General features: G+C 46.1%; 22 protein-coding genes. 9 read left to right on the top strand and 13 right to left on the bottom strand.

The genetic code is table 11. The features are described from left to right. Positions 1-141: 141 nt before the first annotated feature. The 6 genes from AACQ84_RS15025 to AACQ84_RS15000 all read right to left on the bottom strand — a co-directional run bounded on the left by AACQ84_RS15025 (position 142) and on the right by AACQ84_RS15000 (position 6129). The gene (locus AACQ84_RS15025; protein WP_041444102.1) at positions 142-507 is read right to left on the bottom strand and encodes an endonuclease domain-containing protein; all 366 of its coding nucleotides are present in this window, start codon (positions 505-507) and stop codon (positions 142-144) included. 174 nt (positions 508-681) lie between these two features. Beyond that, positions 682-1044: a type II toxin-antitoxin system VapC family toxin gene (locus AACQ84_RS15020; RefSeq protein ID WP_083764500.1), complete on the bottom strand. Its 363-nt coding sequence runs from the start codon at positions 1042-1044 to the stop codon at positions 682-684. A gap of 65 nt (positions 1045-1109) precedes the next feature. Then, positions 1110-1457, bottom strand: a complete 348-nt coding sequence (locus tag AACQ84_RS15015) for a hypothetical protein (RefSeq protein WP_012308561.1) — start codon at positions 1455-1457, stop codon at positions 1110-1112. A 20-nt stretch (positions 1458-1477) separates the two neighbouring features. Then, complete coding sequence (locus AACQ84_RS15010) at positions 1478-1906, bottom strand: DUF7680 family protein (RefSeq protein WP_012308560.1); 429 nt, start codon at positions 1904-1906, stop codon at positions 1478-1480. A 161-nt stretch (positions 1907-2067) separates the two neighbouring features. Further along, positions 2068-5199 (bottom strand): ATP-binding protein, encoded by a 3132-nt coding sequence (locus tag AACQ84_RS15005; RefSeq protein ID WP_234991458.1) that lies wholly within the window; start codon positions 5197-5199, stop codon positions 2068-2070. A 369-nt stretch (positions 5200-5568) separates the two neighbouring features. Then, on the bottom strand, positions 5569-6129 hold the full coding sequence (locus tag AACQ84_RS15000) for a recombinase family protein (RefSeq protein ID WP_012305516.1): 561 nt from the start codon (positions 6127-6129) through the stop codon (positions 5569-5571). Between the two features lie 138 nt (positions 6130-6267). On the opposite strand from AACQ84_RS15000, the gene AACQ84_RS14995 reads away from it, so the two are divergent. From AACQ84_RS14995 to AACQ84_RS14965, 7 genes are all read left to right on the top strand, one after another. Beyond that, complete coding sequence (locus AACQ84_RS14995) at positions 6268-6912, top strand: plasmid pRiA4b ORF-3 family protein (protein ID WP_012305517.1); 645 nt, start codon at positions 6268-6270, stop codon at positions 6910-6912. Between the two features lie 4 nt (positions 6913-6916). Next, positions 6917-8317 carry an ISKra4-like element ISSysp7 family transposase gene (locus tag AACQ84_RS14990; RefSeq protein ID WP_012305518.1) on the top strand — a complete coding sequence of 467 codons (1401 nt, stop codon included), beginning with the start codon at positions 6917-6919 and terminating at the stop codon, positions 8315-8317. Positions 8318-8618: 301 nt separating this feature from the next. Further along, entirely contained in the window at positions 8619-8828 is a 210-nt protein-coding gene (locus tag AACQ84_RS14985) for a hypothetical protein (protein ID WP_012308558.1), read from the top strand. Then, complete coding sequence (locus AACQ84_RS14980) at positions 8825-9064, top strand: type II toxin-antitoxin system HicA family toxin (RefSeq protein ID WP_012308557.1); 240 nt, start codon at positions 8825-8827, stop codon at positions 9062-9064. The genes AACQ84_RS14985 and AACQ84_RS14980 overlap by 4 nt, the downstream gene beginning before the upstream one ends. 166 nt (positions 9065-9230) lie before the next feature. Then, positions 9231-9377: a hypothetical protein gene (locus tag AACQ84_RS14975; RefSeq protein ID WP_012308556.1), complete on the top strand. Its 147-nt coding sequence runs from the start codon at positions 9231-9233 to the stop codon at positions 9375-9377. A gap of 91 nt (positions 9378-9468) precedes the next feature. Next, complete coding sequence (locus AACQ84_RS14970; RefSeq protein WP_012308555.1) at positions 9469-9720, top strand: AbrB/MazE/SpoVT family DNA-binding domain-containing protein; 252 nt, start codon at positions 9469-9471, stop codon at positions 9718-9720. Positions 9721-9723: 3 nt separating this feature from the next. Beyond that, a complete protein-coding gene (locus tag AACQ84_RS14965; RefSeq protein ID WP_012308554.1) occupies positions 9724-10068 on the top strand; it encodes a type II toxin-antitoxin system PemK/MazF family toxin in 345 nt (114 codons plus the stop codon). A 20-nt stretch (positions 10069-10088) separates the two neighbouring features. Here AACQ84_RS14965 and AACQ84_RS14960 read toward each other — a convergent pair whose 3' ends face one another. From AACQ84_RS14960 to AACQ84_RS14940, 5 genes are all read right to left on the bottom strand, one after another. Then, a complete protein-coding gene (locus AACQ84_RS14960; RefSeq protein WP_012308553.1) occupies positions 10089-13316 on the bottom strand; it encodes a UvrD-helicase domain-containing protein in 3228 nt (1075 codons plus the stop codon). After that, positions 13316-15985 carry a PD-(D/E)XK nuclease family protein gene (locus AACQ84_RS14955; protein ID WP_012308552.1) on the bottom strand — a complete coding sequence of 890 codons (2670 nt, stop codon included), beginning with the start codon at positions 15983-15985 and terminating at the stop codon, positions 13316-13318. Before AACQ84_RS14955 ends, AACQ84_RS14960 begins: the two co-directional genes overlap by 1 nt. Positions 15986-16286: 301 nt before the next feature. After that, positions 16287-16736, bottom strand: a complete 450-nt coding sequence (locus AACQ84_RS14950) for an AAA family ATPase (protein WP_012308551.1) — start codon at positions 16734-16736, stop codon at positions 16287-16289. Between the two features lie 13 nt (positions 16737-16749). Continuing rightward, positions 16750-17073, bottom strand: a complete 324-nt coding sequence (locus AACQ84_RS14945; RefSeq protein ID WP_012308550.1) for a YlcI/YnfO family protein — start codon at positions 17071-17073, stop codon at positions 16750-16752. A 2-nt stretch (positions 17074-17075) separates the two neighbouring features. After that, complete coding sequence (locus AACQ84_RS14940; protein ID WP_012308549.1) at positions 17076-17507, bottom strand: putative toxin-antitoxin system toxin component, PIN family; 432 nt, start codon at positions 17505-17507, stop codon at positions 17076-17078. A gap of 422 nt (positions 17508-17929) precedes the next feature. Between AACQ84_RS14940 and AACQ84_RS14935 the strand changes: the two genes are divergently transcribed. Both AACQ84_RS14935 and AACQ84_RS14930 read left to right on the top strand, forming a co-directional pair. Beyond that, complete coding sequence (locus AACQ84_RS14935) at positions 17930-18052, top strand: hypothetical protein (RefSeq protein WP_254903518.1); 123 nt, start codon at positions 17930-17932, stop codon at positions 18050-18052. A gap of 50 nt (positions 18053-18102) precedes the next feature. Beyond that, positions 18103-19758: an AIPR family protein gene (locus tag AACQ84_RS14930; RefSeq protein ID WP_012308548.1), complete on the top strand. Its 1656-nt coding sequence runs from the start codon at positions 18103-18105 to the stop codon at positions 19756-19758. 254 nt (positions 19759-20012) lie between these two features. Here the strand turns inward: AACQ84_RS14930 and AACQ84_RS14925 are convergent, their stop codons facing one another. Further along, positions 20013-20912, bottom strand: coding sequence for a ParB/RepB/Spo0J family partition protein (locus AACQ84_RS14925; protein WP_012308547.1), 900 nt, complete (start codon positions 20910-20912; stop codon positions 20013-20015). Next, positions 20905-21543, bottom strand: coding sequence for a ParA family protein (locus tag AACQ84_RS14920; RefSeq protein WP_012308546.1), 639 nt, complete (start codon positions 21541-21543; stop codon positions 20905-20907). Before AACQ84_RS14920 ends, AACQ84_RS14925 begins: the two co-directional genes overlap by 8 nt.

Genomic DNA, 21543 nt, shown 5'->3' with positions numbered 1-21543 from the left:
CCCCATTATGGGGATTTAGGGGCTTTTCTTTTACCCCCTAGCCCCCGAATCGGGGGAATATGCCCCCCAACCCCCAATATTGGGGGAGTAAAAGATTATCTATCCCACCAGTAGAAAGTCCCCGGAACGGGGATTTAGGGGCTAGGGGCTTCTCAATTGCGCTCTGATACGCTCCAAAACATCACCTAAATTATGGATGACTTCATCGTTGCTAAAGCGAGTCACTCGATAACCTAATGTCTCTAGTTTTTCGGTGCGGGCTTGATCGTATTCTTGGCGATCGCGGTGAATCTCGCCATCAATTTCTACGACTAATTTACAACTAGGACAATAAAAATCGAGGATAAATTGTTCAACAGGATGTTGACAGCGAAACTTGAAGCCGTCGAGTTGTTTTCCTCTGATTGCTTCCCAAAGTTTTGCTTCTGCCGGAGTTAGATTGTCTCGGAGGCGACGGGCTGCGGCTTCAATTTCGGGAGTTGTGCCGCGTATTCTTCGATATCGCATATGTTTACTTTGGGTTGTATTGCCCCCTAGCCCCCGAATCGGGGAAATTTGCCCCCTGACCCCCATTCTGGGGGAACAAGAGAAAGATGGGGTAGAGGCGATCGCCTGTCTAGCACACCAGTAGAAAGTCCCCAAATCGGGGATTTAGGGGCATTTTTTTACTTTGCAAAATCATTATAAAAAATCTTTTAAAACTAAAACTTCTATGTTTAAATCTGGAATCTTTTGTAACGCAAAATCATTCGTTAAAAATATGTCACACCCAGAGGCGATCGCTGTAGCAAGATGAATCGCATCCGGCGTTTGAACCTTAAATTTTGCCCTTAATTGAGCCGCAAACTTCAAAATTGATAAGATGATCGGAATGGGATAAACAGCACTATCACAAACAACATTATTATAAGCATTAATGAGTGCAATATTATTGAATTTTAGCGGTACAACCAAAGTCTCCATTAAACTTAGCTCACTAGTATAGACCTCAATGATCTGTTGGTTGATAGAATCCCAAAGTTCTTTAACTAAGGTTGTATAAATGGGATTTTCTTCAATTCAATAAATGATAACAACAGTATCTAAATAAACTTTTTTACCACGAAAATTTAATCGTCCCATGATGCTCTTTCCTCTTGAAGATAAGCATCAATTTCTTCAGCCGTCCGAAATCCTGACCGATCTCTAATACCAGCGCGAATATCTTCAATAGAAAGGATTATATTTTTTTCTGCTTTCTCCCGCTTTACATTCTGAATCAAGTCCAAAGTTTGATCATAGATATTGATGGCAGCGTCTTTAATACTCAAATCAACTTCTGAAAAGTTAGCAGACTGGTTTTCCTTGAGAATCACCATCACCTCAACCTCCCCATCCCGTGGAAAAGGAGCAGTGGCTGCATCTAGCACAAGCTGACCATTTTCGATTTTGCCTTTGGCTTTAATCAGAACTGACATGACATTATCTCTCCAGTTGATTAATCATCTAGTAATACTCTAATCGCTTTCTGGGCGGATCGGTTGTGGCCATTACTCATCTTGGCAAACCAATAATGGGCTTCCTCATTACTCATTGAGCGTATCCCTTGGGTAATATTGGCGATGCGTTCCGGCTTACTGAGGCGTTTGAGCGCTTGAAAAAGGACAGCGAGATTTACCCCAGAAGTTTCATCTAGGACATAGGGCGTTTGGCGCTTATAACTTAGGGATTTAGGATCATATTGATTTTGCTTGAGGGAGTCATAAACCGCTTGCCGCGCCAAAATGAGAGGGTTACCTTTTAAACGTCCTATTTTTTTTGCTGGTGGACGCTTCTTCTCTCCTGCTTTTTTATAGGCGCATTGGAAGAGCTCTAGGGCAAATTCATTATTTTTTAACGGTACAACCCGCAGTTGAAACTCTTGCATTGTTATTTCCTAAATCGTTGAAGCCCTTAAATCCCCATGCTGGGAACTTTCTACTGGTGTGTCGCCCCCTAAATCCCCCATAGTGGGGGACTTCCCAGAATATTGCTCCCCCAAACTGGGGGTTGGGGGGCTTATTCCCCCGATGCGGGGGCTAGGAGGCACTAATCATAGCCAACCTTCACAAATAAACCGAGGCGATCGACTGGGTTACGACTGAGTATTCCCTTAAATTCATCGAGAATTCCCTCTGTCGCTGATAGCGCCTGCTCAAATTCGATCCGAATTTTCAGCATGGCATTTCCTTGAATATCAGGGGTATTAAAAAGCATATTTAACGGCGCTGAAAAGCCTTGATAGCCCCGCAAGTCCCCTTGGTATTCCAGCCGTGTAAACTGCCCGTTGCTCTGTAAAGTAACGCTCTGCACGATTTGGGGCTTATGGCGGGCGAACAACGGAATGGCTGTCCCTAGCTTGCGGTAGTCCTGAATTGTATCGACTGTAATTTCTACCGCTGAAATTGTTGTGACCTTACTATCCGTAATCTGATCTGACAATTCCGCAAACACCTTATTCGGTGAACCTTCCTTCGTAATTTCCGTTGGACGCAAGCTTGGCAGTGGAGGGTGTATTACACCACCGCCAATATAAACAGTTTTAGTTTCTTCCTCGATTCCTTCTTCACCATAATCCGCGACGATCTTAAAAGTTGTCGTTGTTGTAATGGTTAACTCCTCATCGCCCGATGGCGGGTAGTCATCATGAATCAGTTCATGTTCCCGATAAAGTGCAGTGGCGATCGCTCCTTTGGCTCGCCAGCGTAACCGTACTGTTTTTTCCGTCTCATGACCTGGTAAAACCTGGGCATCAAACTCAATCTCCTTGGGTTCCGGCGGTTTAAGAATACCTCGACGGTAAATTTCCAGCCTTTCTGAAAACTCGATGTTGGGTAAGTGGTTCCCCCCAGATTGAGGGGCTAGGGGGGCAATAAAGACCTGCTGCCCAAATTTGAGATCCCATTGCTCTTGCTCTACCCCAGTCCGAATCGTATCTCGCAGCTTACTGAGTTCTCCTTCCAAGAACATATTGAGATTGATATTTTTCGCAAAGGCTTCCCGCATCGCTTTCGCCGTCCAATTATCAATCCCTGCGGGCCAAACCTTTTGGAGAATATAAGCAGGCGCAAAAGGAGGTGCCTCATCCGCCCGAACTTTACTGCAATCTTTGAGTACCTTGAGGATAACTTCCTGTTGATTGTTTCTCCCTTTGACAGTGCTGGAATCTTGGGAAGGTAAAATATAGTGCATCAACCCTTTGGGTGCTTTGACCGGATCTGGGTTGGGATAAAACAAATGACGATAGGTATTTGTCAGGGCAACTCGTACTGCAAGATCAAGCTCTCCTTCTCGTGTTTTGAGTTCCTTTTGTTGCGTTTCGGACAATTCCTCTAAACGGCGCGGGCTGCTACGGAGGGTTTTAACAGCAAGATATTCCCTCGTCAAATTTAGGGCACGCTCTAGCTCCTGTTCATTTGCCATCAAAAAAAGTAAACGATTTTTGAAGATCCTAAATTTCCCGGCCTCCCCGGTATTCTCAAAAATTTGCTCGACTATTGCTGGGGCAGAATCCGTTGAACTCTGAATTTGAGCTTCATTAAAATCAATTAAACACAGGGCGATGCTATCGGCGCGGTCATCCACGTCATAGGCACCCTCTGGATCGGTAACACAATCAAAGAAGCGCCTCTGGAAAATGCTATCCCGTCGCTGTCGTAACTCCTCTTTTGCGACTCCTACACCCACTTGTTCTTTCTCTTGGGCAATGATCTTGTTGGTCGATGGCTCTTCCTTAAACTGATAAATATTGGTCACTGCATCAAAGTCTAAATGCCAAGCCACGGCTAAAAGATTACTCACGGCCCGCTCAACAAAACCAATTTCTACATAGGGCGTCAGCAAGGATAAATTTAGCTCTGAGTGTCGAATACCTGCCGTAATGCCTTGGGTGAGGGAATGCAAAAAAATGGTTCTGGCGACCCAAGAAGAGAAAGGGGGCTTCCCCATATCTCGCCATTCTTGGTCTTGAACTTGGGCGTGGGCGCTAGTGCCTGTGTCGTTATAGATATCTGCTTTTACGGCTAGATCCATCAACGAGCGATCCAGACGGGAGGTGAGTTCTGTCGTCATCTCCGCATGAACCCCAATAGGCAAATGGTGGGGGTGAATAAGGGTGATATGTTCCGATTGATGTTGCCAAAGATATTGCACAAGCCGTGCAAATAAGCGTAATGCCCCACGGGTGCGCTGAAATTCTGGAATAGAAGCAATTTTTTTCGTGAGAAGATTAAACAACTCAGGATGGAAGGGATAACTGTTGGCGATCGCCTCTCGATAACTGAGGTCTTTGCAACTATCCGGCAGATCACTGCGGCTAGACCGATAGGCGTCAAAGTAAGCATCAGCAGCTTTTTTCGTGGCGTCCTCACTGATGCTGTCAAACATCCGCTGTTTAACGATGTTGTAAATTTCAACGTCATTACTGGGCCGGAGAATCCTTTCCTGTCGGGCTGAAGCACTCCGTAATTCCCGCTGTAGGTCTGCGGTTTCGTCGGCAAAGGTATCGGCACTAGACGCTAATGAATAAACAAATACTAGGTTATTGCAGGATGCCGCACAGTCCATCAAAGAAAACAAAAAGGCAACAATCTGTTTGGCTAGGTTACTGTCACCAATCCGTTTCGCCTTCGCGGCGCTGAGATATCGGGCTATTTCATCCAGAATGATGAGGGTGGGTTGATCCTTGATTAGTCTTTCCAAGACTGCTGTACCCGGACTAATACCAGATTCATCGGATCCTTTAAGGAGTTGATATCCTTCAACCCCCCTGACTTGATAAGCAATCTCGCCCCAAATGGTTTTTGTGGTGATTCCTGTTTCCGGATGGTAAACTCCTTCTTCTGGACTGAGATCACGGCCATCTACAGCCGCCACCTGGATTGAACCTTCTGGGATTAACTCTAATACTTCACTGAACCGTTCATCGTCTCCCAAAAGCGATCGCCCTTGTTTAGCAATGTGCCAGAGCGCAATTTCATCATGGGTTTTTCCACCACCAAAACTGGTTTCCAACCGAACCACTGGAGCACCGATATTATTACCTGTGAGGCGACCGAAAACTTCTTGAATTAATTCTCTCAGCCCATCTGTGACAAAGGTATTGGCAAAAAACTGCAGCGGATTTTGATAAAGACTTGGGGCTTTTCCTTCTACGACTAAACGAAGCTTCGCGGCAAACAAATCAAAGGATAAATCACCAGATACAATCTCAGGGCGAGGGATACATGCATTAAAAACTGATGACAACATTAGCGATTGAAGTGGCTTTACGAAGTTTGAGATTGTTGTAATTGTAAACCTGCCTGAACACTCTGGTCACAATCAGTTCAATATTCAAACCAATCCAAATTTGTCTCAAGTCAATGCCAAAAAGTTGGCGATCGCCTGGGGGAATTAAGGTCACGGGTGTTTATCAAAGAGTATATAACATACTCTTTGTCATTGAAGCTTAATTAAGCGTTTGTGACTCAATATTGCTCCTTTATTATGAGAGTGATTAAAAACGGGGGAAAGTATACTCAGAGTGGATCACAGGGATCTAAATTCTCATCAACTTTTTACCGTTTCCGCTTCCTTCAAATAGCGATAGATAGTTGCCTTAGAAAGGCCGTAATCTTCCATCAACGTTTTGATTAATACCCCTTGTGAGCGTCTTTTACGTAGTTCTTGGCATTGACTTGGCGTGAGCTGCTTTTTACGGCCAAACTGAACCCCACGAGCTTTCGCATTTTGGATGCCATCCATTTGACGTTCCGCACGTATTTCCGTCTCAAATTGGGAGATCGCCCCCAACATATTGAATAAAAGCCGTCCGGTCGCATCTCCAGTATCAATACTCTGTTCAAGCACTTGAAGATTCACCTGCTTAGATTCCAATTGTTTCGCAATTTCGCACAGGTGCAGGGTTGAGCGAGCCAGGCGATCTAAACGAGTCACAACTAATGTGTCGCCTTCTCTGACATATTCAAGACAGGCTTTAAGCCTAGGGCGTTTGTACGAGACACCACTGCACTTTTCTTTGAAAATCTTGTCGCAATGCTTGAGCTTCTCGATTTGAACTTCCAGACTCTGCCCAACAGAACTGACTCGCGCGTAGCCAACCATCGCCATGATGACTCACCGTAATGTTTTATAACGTCTTAGACACGATGATAAAGCCATAATGAGACATTAAATAAAACACTGTTTTGCACATTCTTGCAAAGTACACTTTATAAGACTATTGAGTCTATTCGTTGATGTAGTGGTATGGATAGTGGCTCAGGCTCACATGCATTTCAGATCAAAGCTGTTATTGCCGGTGTCAGCCCAATGATCTGGCGTCGGTTCCTAGTGAGAGGCGACACAACGATTGCTCAACTACATTTTATTCTACAGATCGCTTTTGGCTGGAGCGACACATATTTACATCGCTTCGTCATCCACGGCAACTCCTACGGCATCCATCATATTGGTGGGGAATGCTTCAGCGATGATCCCCATTCTGTAACTCTCTTAAGTCTGGGTTTGCGGGTGCGAGAACGGTTTCGCTACGAGTACAACTATTACGATAACTGGCAGGTACAACTGCGAGTTGAAAAGATAACTGAACTTGAGCCCGAAAAAACTTACCCGATTTGTATTGAAGGTAAACGGAATGGCCCCATTGAAGATTGTGGAGGGGCTTGGGCTTTCCAGGAACTTAGACAGGGATTCTCTACAGGAATGGTACTCCACCGCATGGCTGAAATTCTTTTCCAAGGAGATGATGAGCTTAAGCCACATCTGAGTGAACTTCGGCAACTGAGTTATTGGCTGTTACTAGACAACCTTGAGTTACCAAAACTCAATCATCGCTTACAGCAAAATCCCTTGAGTGACGACCCAGCTTTTCGAGAGGACATTATTTTCTAGGCTTATGAATATCAAAATCAGCTTAAGGATTGAAGCCGATGATGGCAGCATAAAAATCATTGAGGATGTCGCTCAATTGGAGCGAGGCCCATTGACTCCTACTAATCTAGGCTTGACTTTGGCCGAATCAAAACAGATTTTGCAAGGGATCCAACAAGAAATGGTTTCGTCACAGGTCAGTCAATATGTAGAGCAACAGGCGTTTTGTCCAGACTGTGGTCAACCGCGTAAATGTAAAGGGAAACATAAGCTAATTTATCGTTCTGTATTTGGGAAGCTGACATTAACTAGTCCTCGATTCTTTCATTGTCCCTGCCAGTCCCAAGCAACAAAAAGCTTTAGCCCATTAGCCTTACTCCTCACTGAACGGCAGTCTCCTGAATACCTTTACCTGCAGACAAAATTTGCCTCCCTGGTTTCCTATGGTCTGAGTGTCCAGTTACTTGATGAGGTGTTGCCATTGAACGGCACCCTTAATCCTTCAACCGTGAGATATCACCTGCATCAAATGGGGCAAAAGCTCGATGATGAATTGGGAGAAGAACAAATTATGTATGTAGAAGGTAGCCCTCGCCAATGGGAGCAACTCCCTCGACCTGAGCTTCCCCTCAATGTAGGAATTGATGGTGCCTATATCCATGCTCACTGTTCTAAAGGGAGTAAACAACAGCGCCATTTTGAACTGATTGTGGGCAAGAGTATTCCAGATGAAGGACCCAGCAAAAGCTTTGGTTTTGTCCAGACCTATGACACCAAACCAAAGCGACGGTTATTTGAACTCCTAAAATCCCAAGGAATGCAAATGAATCAGCAGGTTACCTTCTTTTCTGATGGAGGCGATACAGTCCGAGACTTGCAGCGATTTCTCAATCCTCAAGCGGAATATCTTCTGGACTGGTTTCATGTCACCATGCGGATCACTCAGCTCAGTCAATATCTCAGGGGGTTGAAGCACTATGATTTAGACAATGGAAAGTCTATGGTAGAGAGGCTAAAGAGTGTCAAATGGTATCTCTGGCATGGGAATGTCTTCAGGGCATTACAAGAGCTGGAATGGCTGGAGGAGGATGCTGACTTTCTCGAAAGTAATTATCCGAAACTCAAAAAAATGCGGCGGGCTATTGCTGAGTTCCACACGTATATTCAGAACAATGGCCATTTTATTCCCAACTATGGAGAACGTTACCGCTGTGGGGAGCGCATCTCAACGGGATTTGTGGAATCTACAGTCAATCAAGTCGTGGCTAAACGAATGGAGAAGAAGCAGCAAATGCGATGGACTCCGAAGGGTGCTCATCTATTACTACAGGTGAGAACTAAAGTCCTAAATCAAGACTGGAAAGAAGTGGTTGACCGATGGTATTCTCCGCCACTGAAGGAGACTGGAGTGCCTAATGCTGCTTGATTCCCCCGTTTTTAATCACTCTCCTCCATAATTCATTCATTGTAGAATCCGCATCGGTATCAGGGGTGGGCTGGGTCAACATAATAAGACTCGAACGCGGATCCTAAAGGCGATCGCAGGGAAGCATTTTCATATCACACAAAAAGATATTGTCAAAGCCCGACAGGAAATGTGAGGAAAATCATTTAAACTATGTTCTCAGTCATTGCCACCACAGCACTAACTCTTGATTTACCCCTTGTGACCCGTGACGTAAAAATTCAACAAGCAACCAACATTAAAACCATCTGGTGAAATTACGATGAATGAAATTTTATTTTTAGTCGAACCCGATCCCGAAGGTGGATATACCGCCCAAGCCATGCAGGAAGCCATTTTTACTCAAGCCGATGATCTCCTCACCCTCAAACAGGAAATCAAAGATGCCGTCCATTGCCACTTCCCTGATGCTAACCAACGACCCAAAATTATTCGTCTGCATATCGTCCAAGAAGAAGTTTTTGCCTCATGAAATTACCCAGAGACTTATCAGGAAAAGACCTGGCCAAACAACTTAAAGTCTTGGGCTATGAAATCAGCCACCAAACCGGAAGCCATATCCGTTTAACAACCCAGACTAATGGGGAACACCATATTACCATCCCAGCCCATAACCCGCTAAAAATTGGCACGCTGAGTGCAATTTTACGGAGTATCGCAGAGCATTTTAAGATTTCCCGTGATGAAGTCCTCCAGAAAATTCAGTAGCAACACCCATGACCTTACCCGCCATCGAAGCCCAACAAGTCATTTCAGCGTATTCAGCAAGACTAAGCCCAGCGGGAAACCTTCTTAACGCAAATGCGCGATCGCCCGGCGTCTCAAAACAGACTTTAGGGTAAAAAATCGGAGGCTTAAATGGATTTTGAAGCTGATGTCGATTATTAATTTCGCCGTCTGGGGTTTACCAAGCCAATTCCTCTATCGCGCTGGAGCCACCACTGAGGCAGGTCATAATTTCCCAGTAGATCTCATCTCCATCGAACAAGCCAAACACCACATCAAAGCGAAATGTAAGTAATCAAGACTCGAGCGCAGCTCCTGTGGGCGATCGCCTTTGACATGACTACAAAGAGCTAAAATTATACATAAGATAATATTGAGCTAAACCCATGGATATACGTTTGAGAAAATGGGGCAATAGTTTAGGGCTACGCATCCCTCACCACCTCGTCGAAAGTTTCGGCTGGGATGAAACCTGTACCCTGGAATTGCAAGAAAAAGATGATACCCTCGTCATCCGCAAGAAACCGAGTGCTCCTACCTTGGATGAGTTACTAGCCAGCATCCCCGATGATTTTCAATATCCTGATGATGTTCAGGCATTTCTAGATACGCCGGCAACAGGACGGGAGCTCCTATAGACCATGGCACCCTATCCCAAACGTGGAGAAGTGATTCGGATCAACCTCAACCCAACTCAGGGTCGTGAGCAGATGGGAGAAGCTCGTCCCTGTCTTGTCCTCAGTCACACCCAATTTAATCAAAGCCGTAATGGCATTGTGATTGTTTCGCCGATCACCAGCGTTCACAAACCAGAGGTTAAAACTTTAATTGCCATTCCAGCCGGCTACAAAGTGCAAGGGTCGATTATTGCTGAACAGGTGCGGACTCTTGATTTGAGTCAGCGTTGGTGGCGCAGTACTGGTGAAATTCTGCCAGCTAAGGTGCTCGAAAAGGCGATCGCCATATTGCAGGTAATTGTCGCTTAGGTCGGAAACAGGGTGGGATTTTAGCTGAGTTCCCCTGCCAAAGCAGACTTCCCGGCATCACAAATCCAGTTATAAGGACAGTAGGAACAGTGGTCAGAATGAGGTTTAGGCGTGTAATCCCGTTGGGCGATCTGTTGCATTAAGATGTCGGCTTCCTGATCGATGCTTTTTAAATCCGTTGGGCTAAAAGTATAGAGTTGTCGCTGGCGAAGGTAAGCAATATAGGCTGTGGGTTTTTCTGCGGCTCTGGCGTAGGCCCAGAGTTGAAAACGATGTTCTATCGGATTGGGCTTTGAATCTGTTTTAACGTCGAGGACAAAATTTGTGCCAACGAGATCCGCCCGACCGTTTAAGACCAACTGATTTTGACGGAGTTCTAAAGCAATTTCTTTTTCACCTGCTTGGACAGCCGCAAATACTGGGTCTGTCCGGAAAGTCTGGGCCAGATCAAGGGCTTCTTGCACTTTGTCAGGGGGGAGCTTGAGATCCTGGTTATGGAAATTCAATTGCTCGACGGTTTGATAGTCTTTTTCGAGGGCAGTATGGGTGAGGGAACCAATGGCCGCCCCGTAATTACTTTCCCCTTCCGTTAAACCTGGATGTCTGATGATTTGTTCAAAGTAGAACTTTTTCGGGCAACGAGCATAAGTCGTCAGCGCCGTCATTGGTAACTCAAGGCCATAGCTCCGGGCTGGTTCTAGGAGTAATTGAGGAGGCTGTTGTGGTTTTGAAGATTCATCGCCTTCGCACCAGGGCTCTGCTGGGGGATACAGATCCGGAGAGATATCTTTGATCGCAAAATCCTCTAAACCCGGCTGCAGTAAATCTAGGCCCCCGCCTTTCTCTTTTGGTGTGGTCAGAATTAGGCGATCGCGGGCGCGGGTGAGGGCAACATACAAAACCCGTTTTGCTTCCGCAGTTTCTCGCTCTTTTTGATGACCTTCAAGGAGTTGAAACAGTACCGATTTTTGAAGCTTTCCCTGGTCATCCCGTTGTTTGAGAGCAACACCAAATTCTGGATCAAAGAGAATACTGGAACTGGTATTGGAAAGTTTTCGGGTCAAATCCGGCACAATCACCACCGACCATTCCAAACCCTTCGCGGCGTGGATCGTCATTAAAGAAACGGCATTTTCTGCTTCGAGGGGGGGCCGGGGAATTTTAACTCCATGGCGCTGGAAGCGTTGCAGACGACGCACCACAGATAACACATCGCCAGTGCCCTGTTCTAGATGACGCAAGAGTTCTAAAAAGCCCCGCCAATCGGCAAGACGACGCTCTGCTTGGGGAAGATTGGTAATCACAGCAGAATAGCCAGTCAGTTGATCGGCCAGTTGGAGGAGTTGGGATGGAGTGAAGATATCGCGTTTATTGAGCAATTGTTTGAGAATCGTCACCCGTTGTTGGACTTCTGGCTGCTGACTATCCTTTAAACAAGACCACCATTTTTTGTCTTTCTTCTGGGGACGTAATTCATAAAGCAGGCGATCGCTCAAGGTCAAAAATGGACTCCGGAGGACTGCAACTAAGGCCAGATCATCATTAGGATTGGCAATGAACTGGAGCAGGGACAGACCATCCAGGGCTTCAGGGGTATCTAAAAGGTTGCCGCCACTGGATTGGAGGAAAGGGATCTGCCATTGGGCCAGAGCTTGACTGTAAATATCTAGGGGATCCCAGGTACGGGAGAGAATGGCAATGTCTTTCGGAGCGATCGCCCTTAATTTCCTTGTTGCTTTATCCCAGACGAGCATTTCTTGGGACAGCATTTCATAGATGAGTTGGGCGATTTGTTGGGCTTCGACTTTCCGGGCCTCGGCGATCGCCATTTTCTCTTTTGGGGCAAAGCGATAAATTTCTAAATGGAGCGGATCGTGGGGGGCTTCTTGACGATGAGCATCCAAATCCTGGTGTAATTCTCCGAGGACAGGCCGAAATACAGTGTTGATATTTTTGACTAAACTTTCATGGGTGCGGAAACTTTGGGTTAAAGCGACGCCATTATTTAACTGCGATCGCCAAGCGCGAAAAACTTCCACATCGGCGCGGCGGAATCCGTAGATGGACTGTTTATCATCCCCGACAATTGTGAGTTTACTTTGCTCTTCACTTCTCCCCGTTAAGGCTTCGAGTAATTTCCCTTGGGTAGGGTTAGTATCTTGAAATTCATCAATCAGGTAGGCTCGCCAACGCTCTTTGTAATAATCCCGCACCGCTGGATCTTCAAGGGCTTTGAGGGCATAAATTTCTAAATCATTAAAATCTAAAACCCTGGCTTGCTGTTTGATTTCCTTTAGTCGTTGTTCTACCCACTGGAAAGCACCCTGTAAAGTCGTCACCCATTGGGTTTCCCGTTCATCCAATTCGCCCAAAGTCAAACCCAGTAACGAGATATCCGGAAATTTCTGGACAAAATCCCGGCAGGCGATCGCCTGACTGCGGACTGTTTTGAGAATATCTTCACTGAGCCAATTTTTCTTTGACCCAACACTGCCTACTTTTAAGCTTTTCAGCGCTTGTAAGGTACTTTGAAAGGGAACACTCGTAATGTCATCCTGATTGCGTTCCAGGTCTGACATTAACTCCGCTAAAGTTTGGCGCACCAGCTCTAACTTATCCCCAGGCGCTCCCTGGTATTGGGTAATCAGGGCTTGGGTCTCTTGCCAAGTCTCACTGGCTAACAGATTTTTGATCACCTGCTGCTGTTTATCTCGCAAAGCAGGCAGCCAATCTTTACGACTTCTTTCTAGAGCCTCACGGGCACTCAGAGGATCACCAAGCAGGGCGGCGATCGCCGTTTTGAGAGTCGAATAGGGAATCTCCCCATAGAGTTCTGGGGGCATCTCAGCCAGGGCCACGTTTAACTGTTCCGCTTGCCAAATGCTCCCTTCCCACTCGTCCAAAGGTTGAAAATTTGCCGGCACCCCTGCCGCTTCAGGATGTTCCTGACAGATACGCATTGCCACCGCATGGAAGGTACTAATTTGGGCCGCTTCTACTTCGGCGAGCCAATCAAATTTATCTGGGTGTTCCTGGGCGATCACCTGGCGAATCCGCGCCCGTAACTCTGTGGCTGCTTTTTCCGTAAAGGTCATCGCCACTACTTGGAGAGGAGACAAGCCATCATTTTCGAGGTGATGGAGATAGCGGGCGGCCAACATGTGGGTTTTTCCCGTCCCTGCTCCGGCGGTGATGCTGACACTGGTTTTTGAAGTGACCGCTTTTTCTTGTTGTTTAGTTAAAGGCATTATTCCTGTTCCTCCTGGTTGATGCGGCACACTGATTTGAAATCACAATATTTGCAGGCGTCATATTTTTTGTCGGGGGCAACGGGATAAGAGCCTTCTTCGAGATGAATTTTGAGGCGATCGCCTGCAGCCTGGAGATCTTTTTCATCGGGGGATTTTGAACTGAGTTTTTTCCCTTTGGTTAGGGAGTAATAAAGATTCTGCTTTACCTGAAACTCAGGATATTGGTGCTGTACCGACGCTTCATAGATGGGTAGTTGGAGATCAATTTTAAGCAGGCCAGATTCATCCTGGATCCCTTTAGGTGGACTAGAACTGGTTTTGTAGTCCATAATCACCAGCTCGTTTGTGCCACTGATTTGATCAATGCGGTCAATGTATCCAGTAATTCGGAAATCTTGCCAGGTAAACTGAATCTTGTCTTCTAGCCTAAAGACATGACGGCCTTCCGGTAAAAATTCTGGGGCGGCGATCGCCCGTTGGAGGGTCTGAATATGTTCGGTGCACTGTCGTTCCCAAGCGGACAATTCCGGCAATTTTAAAACGTCTTCTGCTTCGATAAACCATGCTTTAAGCTGCTCAAAGTCCGTTAAATCCAGGTCGGGATTCTCTCGATAAGCGTTGAGGGCCAGTTCCAAAACTTTGTGGTAGAGAATTCCCCGCTGACTGGGTTCTAAGGTGGTTTCGGGTTCATCGAGGGCTGCGAGTTTCAGTACCTTACCCGCAAACCACTTGAAAGGACATTGCCCTAATTGCAACAGTTGCGACGCACTAAAAGTATGTTCTCGCCAAGGGAATGGTACCCCGATCAACCCTTGGTATTCATCTAATGCGCTCTTTTGAAGACGTCGTTGCTCGATCTGGTGGGCGGCGATCGCCTGGTCTAATGTTTCCGACTGAAGTTCTGTTGGAATTTGGGATTGGGTTAGATAAAACTGGCGGGCTTCTGCAACACTGGCAGCAATAGCAATTGATGTCTTCTTGGGCTGGAGGCCAAGCTTTTTAAAATAAATTGAAGCAACTTGGGAACGGTAGCGGCCTTCGCCTTGACCAAGGGTACTGTAGGAAAAAGTGAATTGCTTTTGGGGCACCTGCAACAGGCTATAAAACTGAAATTGTTCTCGCCGCGCCTTGGCGATCGCCCCTTCGATGGGCAATTTATCAGACAACTGCTTACGGGTATAAAAATCTAAAACGGGTTCATCCCGCAACGGTCGAGGCATTACCCCTTCAGCCCCATCAATACAAAAAATATAGTCATACTGGGCACCAATCAGATTTTGGGGATTATGCACCCCCACCCCACCACGCATTGGATAGGCTGGTGTGGTCAATAGTTGCAAGCTAGTGCGGATTTCTGCCTGAAACATTTCCCAGGTCATAGTTTCCGTTAGAGATGTCCCTAAGCTGTCGAGGCCATCAATGAGTTTCTTGTAGGCGACGGTTTCCGTTACCCAGGGTAAAGCGCGGCGACGCACCTTAAGAACGTTCAAAATTTCCTTCAGGTATTCCCTCCAAACCAAAAAACTCCCTTGTTGGGGTGGCTGCAATACCGCAAGATCCCACTGATAATGCTCCTGGGTAAGTGCCTGCCATGCTTCAAAATGATTAGGCTTTAGGGTGCGGGCCGCCTGCCAAAATTCTCTCCCCAAAGGATGGGTGAGGGGATGGCTTAACCACTGGGCCGTGACTTCAAAGGAATAATTAGTTTCAATGACGGTTAAAAGTTGCTCCAGCCAAGCACCGAGGCGGGTTTTTTGGAGAGAAATCGGATTCGGTAGGCTCAGGGGCACGTCATATTCCTGAGCGACATGAAGCAAGAGCGGCCCCCAATGGTTATCTTCGTTCGTGACGATGGCAATTTTTCGTGCTGCGACACCCTGTTGTAGCAGTTGTTTAATTTGACCCAGGGTGCCCCTGGCCTCTGCCTCCCAGTTGGGATAAACGTGGGCTTGGACGGTTTTAGGTTCGAAATTAACACTGTTTTGACCGAAGAATTTCTGGCTCAGGCGATCGCCCAAGGTTAATGTCTCTGGCTGGCTATCATCTAATTGCCAACCTTTCCCTTGTAAGCGTTTGATGAGTTCGGCTTGGGGTGAAAAAAGAGGCTGGTCATCTACCTGGGGTAAATACAGCAAACTATCGGGAGCGGCGATCGCCTCGATAAAAGCAATTTCATCGGCCCGAGGATCAGGATAACCATAAATACAGAGCGTTTTGAGATCTGGCTCAAGGGCGATCGCCCGCCACAGTGCTGCAGCAGAATCGACAACATTATCAGCCTCAAGTTGGGCTTGATAGGCATGAATTACCTGATATAGCTGCTGAATCTTGGGCGTCTCAAATTTCTTCAAAGCATCCAGCTCACGGCTAGTTTGCAGCAGTTCTTGGATTGCTCCCCGCCAGGTTTGTACTGTGCCTTCTAAATCAGTCGGGTTTAGGGTTGCGGCGATCGCCTGCTTAAAATAACGATATTGCTCTAGGGGATTCAGCACGCGAATCCCTTTCTGCCATAACAGTTCCGCAGCTAAGCTGGTCAGAGAATAGGGCAGTTGTTTCAGGCGTTTAGCTGTTTGTCTGGTCGGGGCGATCGCCTGCGCTTTCCTTGTTTTGAGAAGAGTCTGAGCTGCCTGTAGAAAAGGTGATGAATGCTTGTAAATAGTGCCCATAAATTAAGTTACCCTCATCACTGTTTCGTTCAAAGCTCATAATGCCGCCACTCTCTCTTAGCGCGCATCATCTAGAGAAAGTTACCCATAACGTTATGGGTAATTCACAAAAGCTTTTTAAACCTAATTCTCAGAACTTACCAAATAAAACACTCTAGCGACTCAGATTAAGTGAAAAAATTATCTAAACTACTCCTGTGAGGCGATTATTTTTTTTGATTATCGGTAGTTACCCATAACGTTATGGGTAATCGTTTTTTCTTTATTCTCGTTTTCTATTTTCTAATCCATGTAAAGGGAGTCATTTATAAACATCGCCAGACATGGCTTTAAGAGATTGCATTTTGAGATCCAAAACATTACCGAATTTCTGACAGTGTTGAAGAATCACATTAACCTGAAAGATTCGTTCCTCCAGACTTCCACTGAGCCGAAAAAAAGGCACCCGCCTCTCTGCTAAATCAGCCAAGATTTGCTTCTGAAACCATTTTCGCTTTTGATCGCCACTGCGATCCCAGGTATCAGCATAGGGAATATCGGTATCACAGACGAAGAACAAATCGTAGCGTTTCTCTGCCTCTGTCGCTAAGCGAGTAAGCAGTGGCCCCGCTTCGCCATGGTAGTCCTTTGCAAAGACATAGGTCGTGATGGGGTTTGTATCGCAAAAAAGATACTTACGGGCCTGGAGCACGAGGGCATCCTCTCGGCTAATGTGTTCCGGGGCGATCGCCAATCTATTTTTGTAAGCCATAAACTCAAAAAGTTTAGACTTTGCTACTTATCTTCTGGCGGAGTTTGGTGATGGTCTCTGGGTTTAATTGGCTTTCTGGCTCTACGGCTTCCCTTGCGGCTAGTGCAAGTTTTACCTCTTCAGGAATCGCCTGACCCAAATCATTGAGAAGTTTTTGGAATGAGGTGTTTTGCTGTTCAACGGTCTCAGCGGGAACGGGTTCCACAACGTAATTTTGGGAAACCTGACGGGTTAGGGCATAGACGATGTATTGATTCAGGGATACGCCTTCTTGGGAGGCTTGATGGCTGAGTTGTTGATGGAGGCTTTCGGGTAGGCGTAGGGTTAAACGACTCATTGTTATTCATCTCCTGTGAGTTTCAGTACTAGTTCGACGGGGGACAGTACGGTTAAGCCGAGAGATTGTTTTGCCCGTTGAAAATCTTTGAGGTTTAAAGTAACGATCGCCGCATTGGCATTCATGGCACAGTCAATGATCAGATCATCGCCAGGGTCGGGGGAAATGGGTCGCCATGTAAAATGGATTTCGGTGAATTTAGTGAGGGTGAGTAACCGACCAAGAACAGGTTTTAGGGTTTGCCAACGAGTAGGGGATAGTTTACGGCTCAAAACATCTTGGTATTCATAGGCAATCGCCGTGGAAATGTAAACGATAAATAATTCGGCTAACCAAGCTTCGATGATCAGCCCTGATGCGCTCCCCTGTTTAGTTAAGCCTTCTAGAACAATGTTGGTGTCAATAACGAGGTGTAATGGGGCTTGCTCTGTCATGACACCACTATAGCACCATATTCAGTGTCGTTTAGTTGCATTCGGCGATGAACTAGAGGGCGCATCTCGACAGAAACCTAGGATTATAGAAAAAATATTGCCTGAGAGTCTTGTATAGAGATCGTTTCAAGGCTCGACCTTTTTTACTGATTTTAACGAAAGAATAGTGGTTTCAGTGATCGCTAGTGGGTACTTCTTTATTCAGTAAAGGCTGACCTAATTCCTTCACAGAGCCATCACCATTGATATAGGAATGAAGTGCGCATCATTTGGAGAAAGTTACCCATAACGTTATGGGTAATTCACACAAGCTTTTTAAACCTAATTCTCAGAACTTACCAAATAAAACACTCCAGTAACTCAGATTGAGTGAAAAAATTATCTAAACTGCTCCTGTGAGGCGATCGCCTTTTTTGGTGATTATGGCAACTACCCATAACGTTATGGGTAATCCATCCCAGTCTAAAAAACTCAATCCCCAAAGCTTAACCAATCAGATGAAAAAAATGATCTATGCTGCTTCCGTGAGGCGATCGCCTTTCTAGTCCTTGGTAAAATAAGCAAAGCTACAGAATCTCCAGGCCATCAGTTGACCATGAATATTAACGCTTCAATCATCGATCAACGCCTAGGCTCCCTAATCGACGATATCCGCCAACCGGCAAAGGATGAATTAAATATCCAAGACGAAAACAAGCTCAAGCCCCTGTCCTTCGTCTATCTTTGTGTCAAAACCATTCTCGACCTCGACCATAGCGAAACATTGGATTGCTTGACTGAAGGGGGAGGAGATTTCGGCGTTGATGCCATTCATATTTCCGAAGAACATGACGGAGAATTTACCGTTAGCCTTTTCCAGGCGAAATATAAAAATAACTTCAAAGGAGATGCCAATTTTTCTGAAAGTGACATTGAAGCCTTGATCAATGCGATTCGGCATCTCTTTGATCCCAACGCCACACTGCAACAGATTAATCCTCGACTACTGAGTAAAGTAGAAGCAGCCCGCAGCCTCATCCGTGACGGTTATATTCCCCAAGTCCGAGCCTTAGCTTGCAATAATGGCCAACCATGGAATGTCGCCGCCGCCGAAGCGATCGAGCGCACTGGGTTTGGTGGTCAAGTCACCTGGGAACACGTTAATCACGATCGCCTGATCAATATTCTCCAGGCGACCAAACCCGTTAACGATACCCTCAGACTCAGCGGCAAGGCGATCGTTGAAGATATGGACTTTAGTCGTGTTCTGGTCGGCAAAATTGCGATCACCGAAATTGCGGATTTAATTGATCGCCATGGAGAAAGACTCCTCGAACGTAATATCCGTCGTTACCTGGGTTTACAGAGAAATCGCGTCAACGAAGGAATTCGCAATACATTGATCAACGGAGAAGGGAAGAACTTTTATTTCTACAACAACGGTATCACCCTAACCTGCGACTCCTTTACCCACAATGCCTTTCAGCAGGGAGACTATCAAGTGAAGGTTGAAAATCTCCAGATTATCAACGGTGGTCAAACCTGTCTAACCATCGCCAAAACCCTCGCCCAACCCAGTCTTTTTCCCCAGGAAGCTTACGTTTTAATCCGTCTGTACCAACTCCCCAAGGAAAATGAAGACCTCGTCAAAAATATTACCTATGCCACAAACAGTCAAAACCCCGTTGACTTAAAAGATCTCAAGGCGAATGATGAACGTCAACAACGCCTAGAACTCGATATTCAGACCCTCGGTTTCAGTTATCGGCGTAAACGTTCTGAAAGTTATTCCCGTAGCGATATTACCTCAGGGGTGGCCGCAGAGGCCGTCTTGTCCGTATGGCGAAAAAAACCCCATCAAGCCAAATTCTTTTCACGAAAACATTTCGGTAAGTTGTACGATTCGATTTTCACAGACCAGCTCAATGGTTCCCAGGTGATTACTGCTGTTTTACTCTATCGGATTGCAGAAAATCGGCGTAAGCGTCCTGCTAAAGATGATCCTGATTTTGTACGTTATGCTTCTTGTTTTGCGGCGATGCAAATGGGCCAAAAGCTGCTGTCGGAGATGAACCTTAATTTAGAGGGCCTTAATCACCAATATTTCCCTCAGGCCCAGGAACTAATAAAAATGAGAGGCGATGACTACTTTAAGGCCGCTATTGATGATATTCAGGTCGCGCTCCGGGATCTCTATGGCGATCGCCCCATATCTTTACAGCAACTCGCTGCCACTTTCCGGAGGGGTGATTTAATCGAAAAACTCCGATAAAACTTGGTGATCCAGCAGACCGACTGCTGGTGGCTTTAGCAACCCAAAACCTAGATCAGTTAATTACAAAAGATTCTGTAATCGGTAATTTTTAATCGAAACAAAAGGGCGATCGCCTTTTTTGGAGACCATAGCAACTACCCATAACGTTATGGGTAATTATCTTTCCCTTTTCCCGGAACGAAACAGAGTCCCATGGGAGAGGAATTACAGGCAGTTTCATTTTTTATCTCAGCGGGCAATCACTACCCAAACTAATGGGATGCTTCGGAAATTAGTTCATCAATCTGGGCGAGTAATGCCTGCATCTGATCCCATTTTTCAGGATTTTTGTCCCAGAGACGCGCAGCCTTGAGTCGTTTGACCGTTTGATCAATGCGTGACTGGGGCTTTTGTTCTGCGGTGTTGAACTTTAGCTCGTTGATACGCTGCCTAATCTCGCTTAAGGAGAGATTTTCCTGGATGGCGGTTTCTAATAGGTTTTTTCGTGATTCGGCATCTTGTAGACGGGCGATCGCCTTTGCTTTGGTGTAGGCAATCTTGCCCTGGCGGAGCACTTCTAAAATATCGTCAGGTAAATTTAGTAAGGGTAAACGATTCGCCGTAAATGACGACCAATTCTGACCTAAGTTTGTAAAAACCGATTGAATCTGCTCACCAATTTCACTACCCATAACGTTATGGGTAATTGTTTTTCCTTTTTTTTCGTTTTCCAGTCGATAAAGTAAGCTTTTTACCTCCTGGGGTTGAAGCTGCAATTCTATTGCGAGGAGATTAAGGACACCTTCTGCTTCTTCGACGGGGTTGAGATCTTCGCGGGTGAGATTTTCCACAAGGGCGATCGCCAATGCCTGCTGATCATCCAGGTCACGAATCACAACTGGTACAGTTTTGAGGCCCAACTGCTTCGCGGCCCGATAACGTCTTTCCCCTGCAACCAATTCATAGCGGTTAGTTTGATGGCGAATCGGTCGAACCAGGAGAGGTTCTAAAATGCCATATTCTTTAATTGAAGCGGCGAGCCGCTGAATTTTCTCCGGGTCGAAGTAATGACGAGGTTGACTCTCCGGCAAGCGAATATTGGCGATCGCCACGGAAGACTCTGGCTCAGTGGGTAGCTCTGCTAAATAATTTCCGACGGTACGTCTAGCCAAGGTAACTCAAAGCCTCCATAAATAAATTTTCATAGTCTTGTTGAGCTGCTTTTGCGGCAGAGCCCGTTAAATCAAAAACCGTCGCCTCTTGAATTGGCGCATCAGAAATACATTGCCGCTGATAGACAATGGAATTAATGAGTGGAAACCGCTGGTCTTGACTGAGGGCCTGCTGTGCTTCTTTTAATAAAACGGTACCTTTGACGGCACGGCTCAGAAATAAGCCGACATGGGGCTGACCACCACGCACCTTCTGTCGCTGACGAATTACTTGCAGAATCTTACTACTACTACTGAGATCGAGACCGGATGGTTGGCAAGGAACGAGGGTGAGGTCAGAGATATCCAGAATTGTTTTGGTAATTTCACTCAGGCTACCGGGGCCATCAACAATCACCACATCATACTGATTACTCGCCTCTTCGATCGCATCAAAAAGGGCTTCAGGATCAAGGATTGCGGCGTTCGGAATTTCCTTGGGCAAACGTGCCAGCCAGCTCGAACTCGATTGCTGCGCATCGGCATCAATTAACGTGACGTTTTTATTTTGGGCCAGCCAATAGGCAAGATGCACGGCGGTCGTACTCTTACCGCAGCCACCCTTTTGGTTCACAATGCTGATAATGCTCAC

Source organism: Picosynechococcus sp. PCC 7002, assembly GCF_963860125.1.
Taxonomy (GTDB): Bacteria; Cyanobacteriota; Cyanobacteriia; order Cyanobacteriales; family MRBY01; genus MRBY01.
This window is presented reverse-complemented; position numbering and strand designations above follow the sequence as displayed.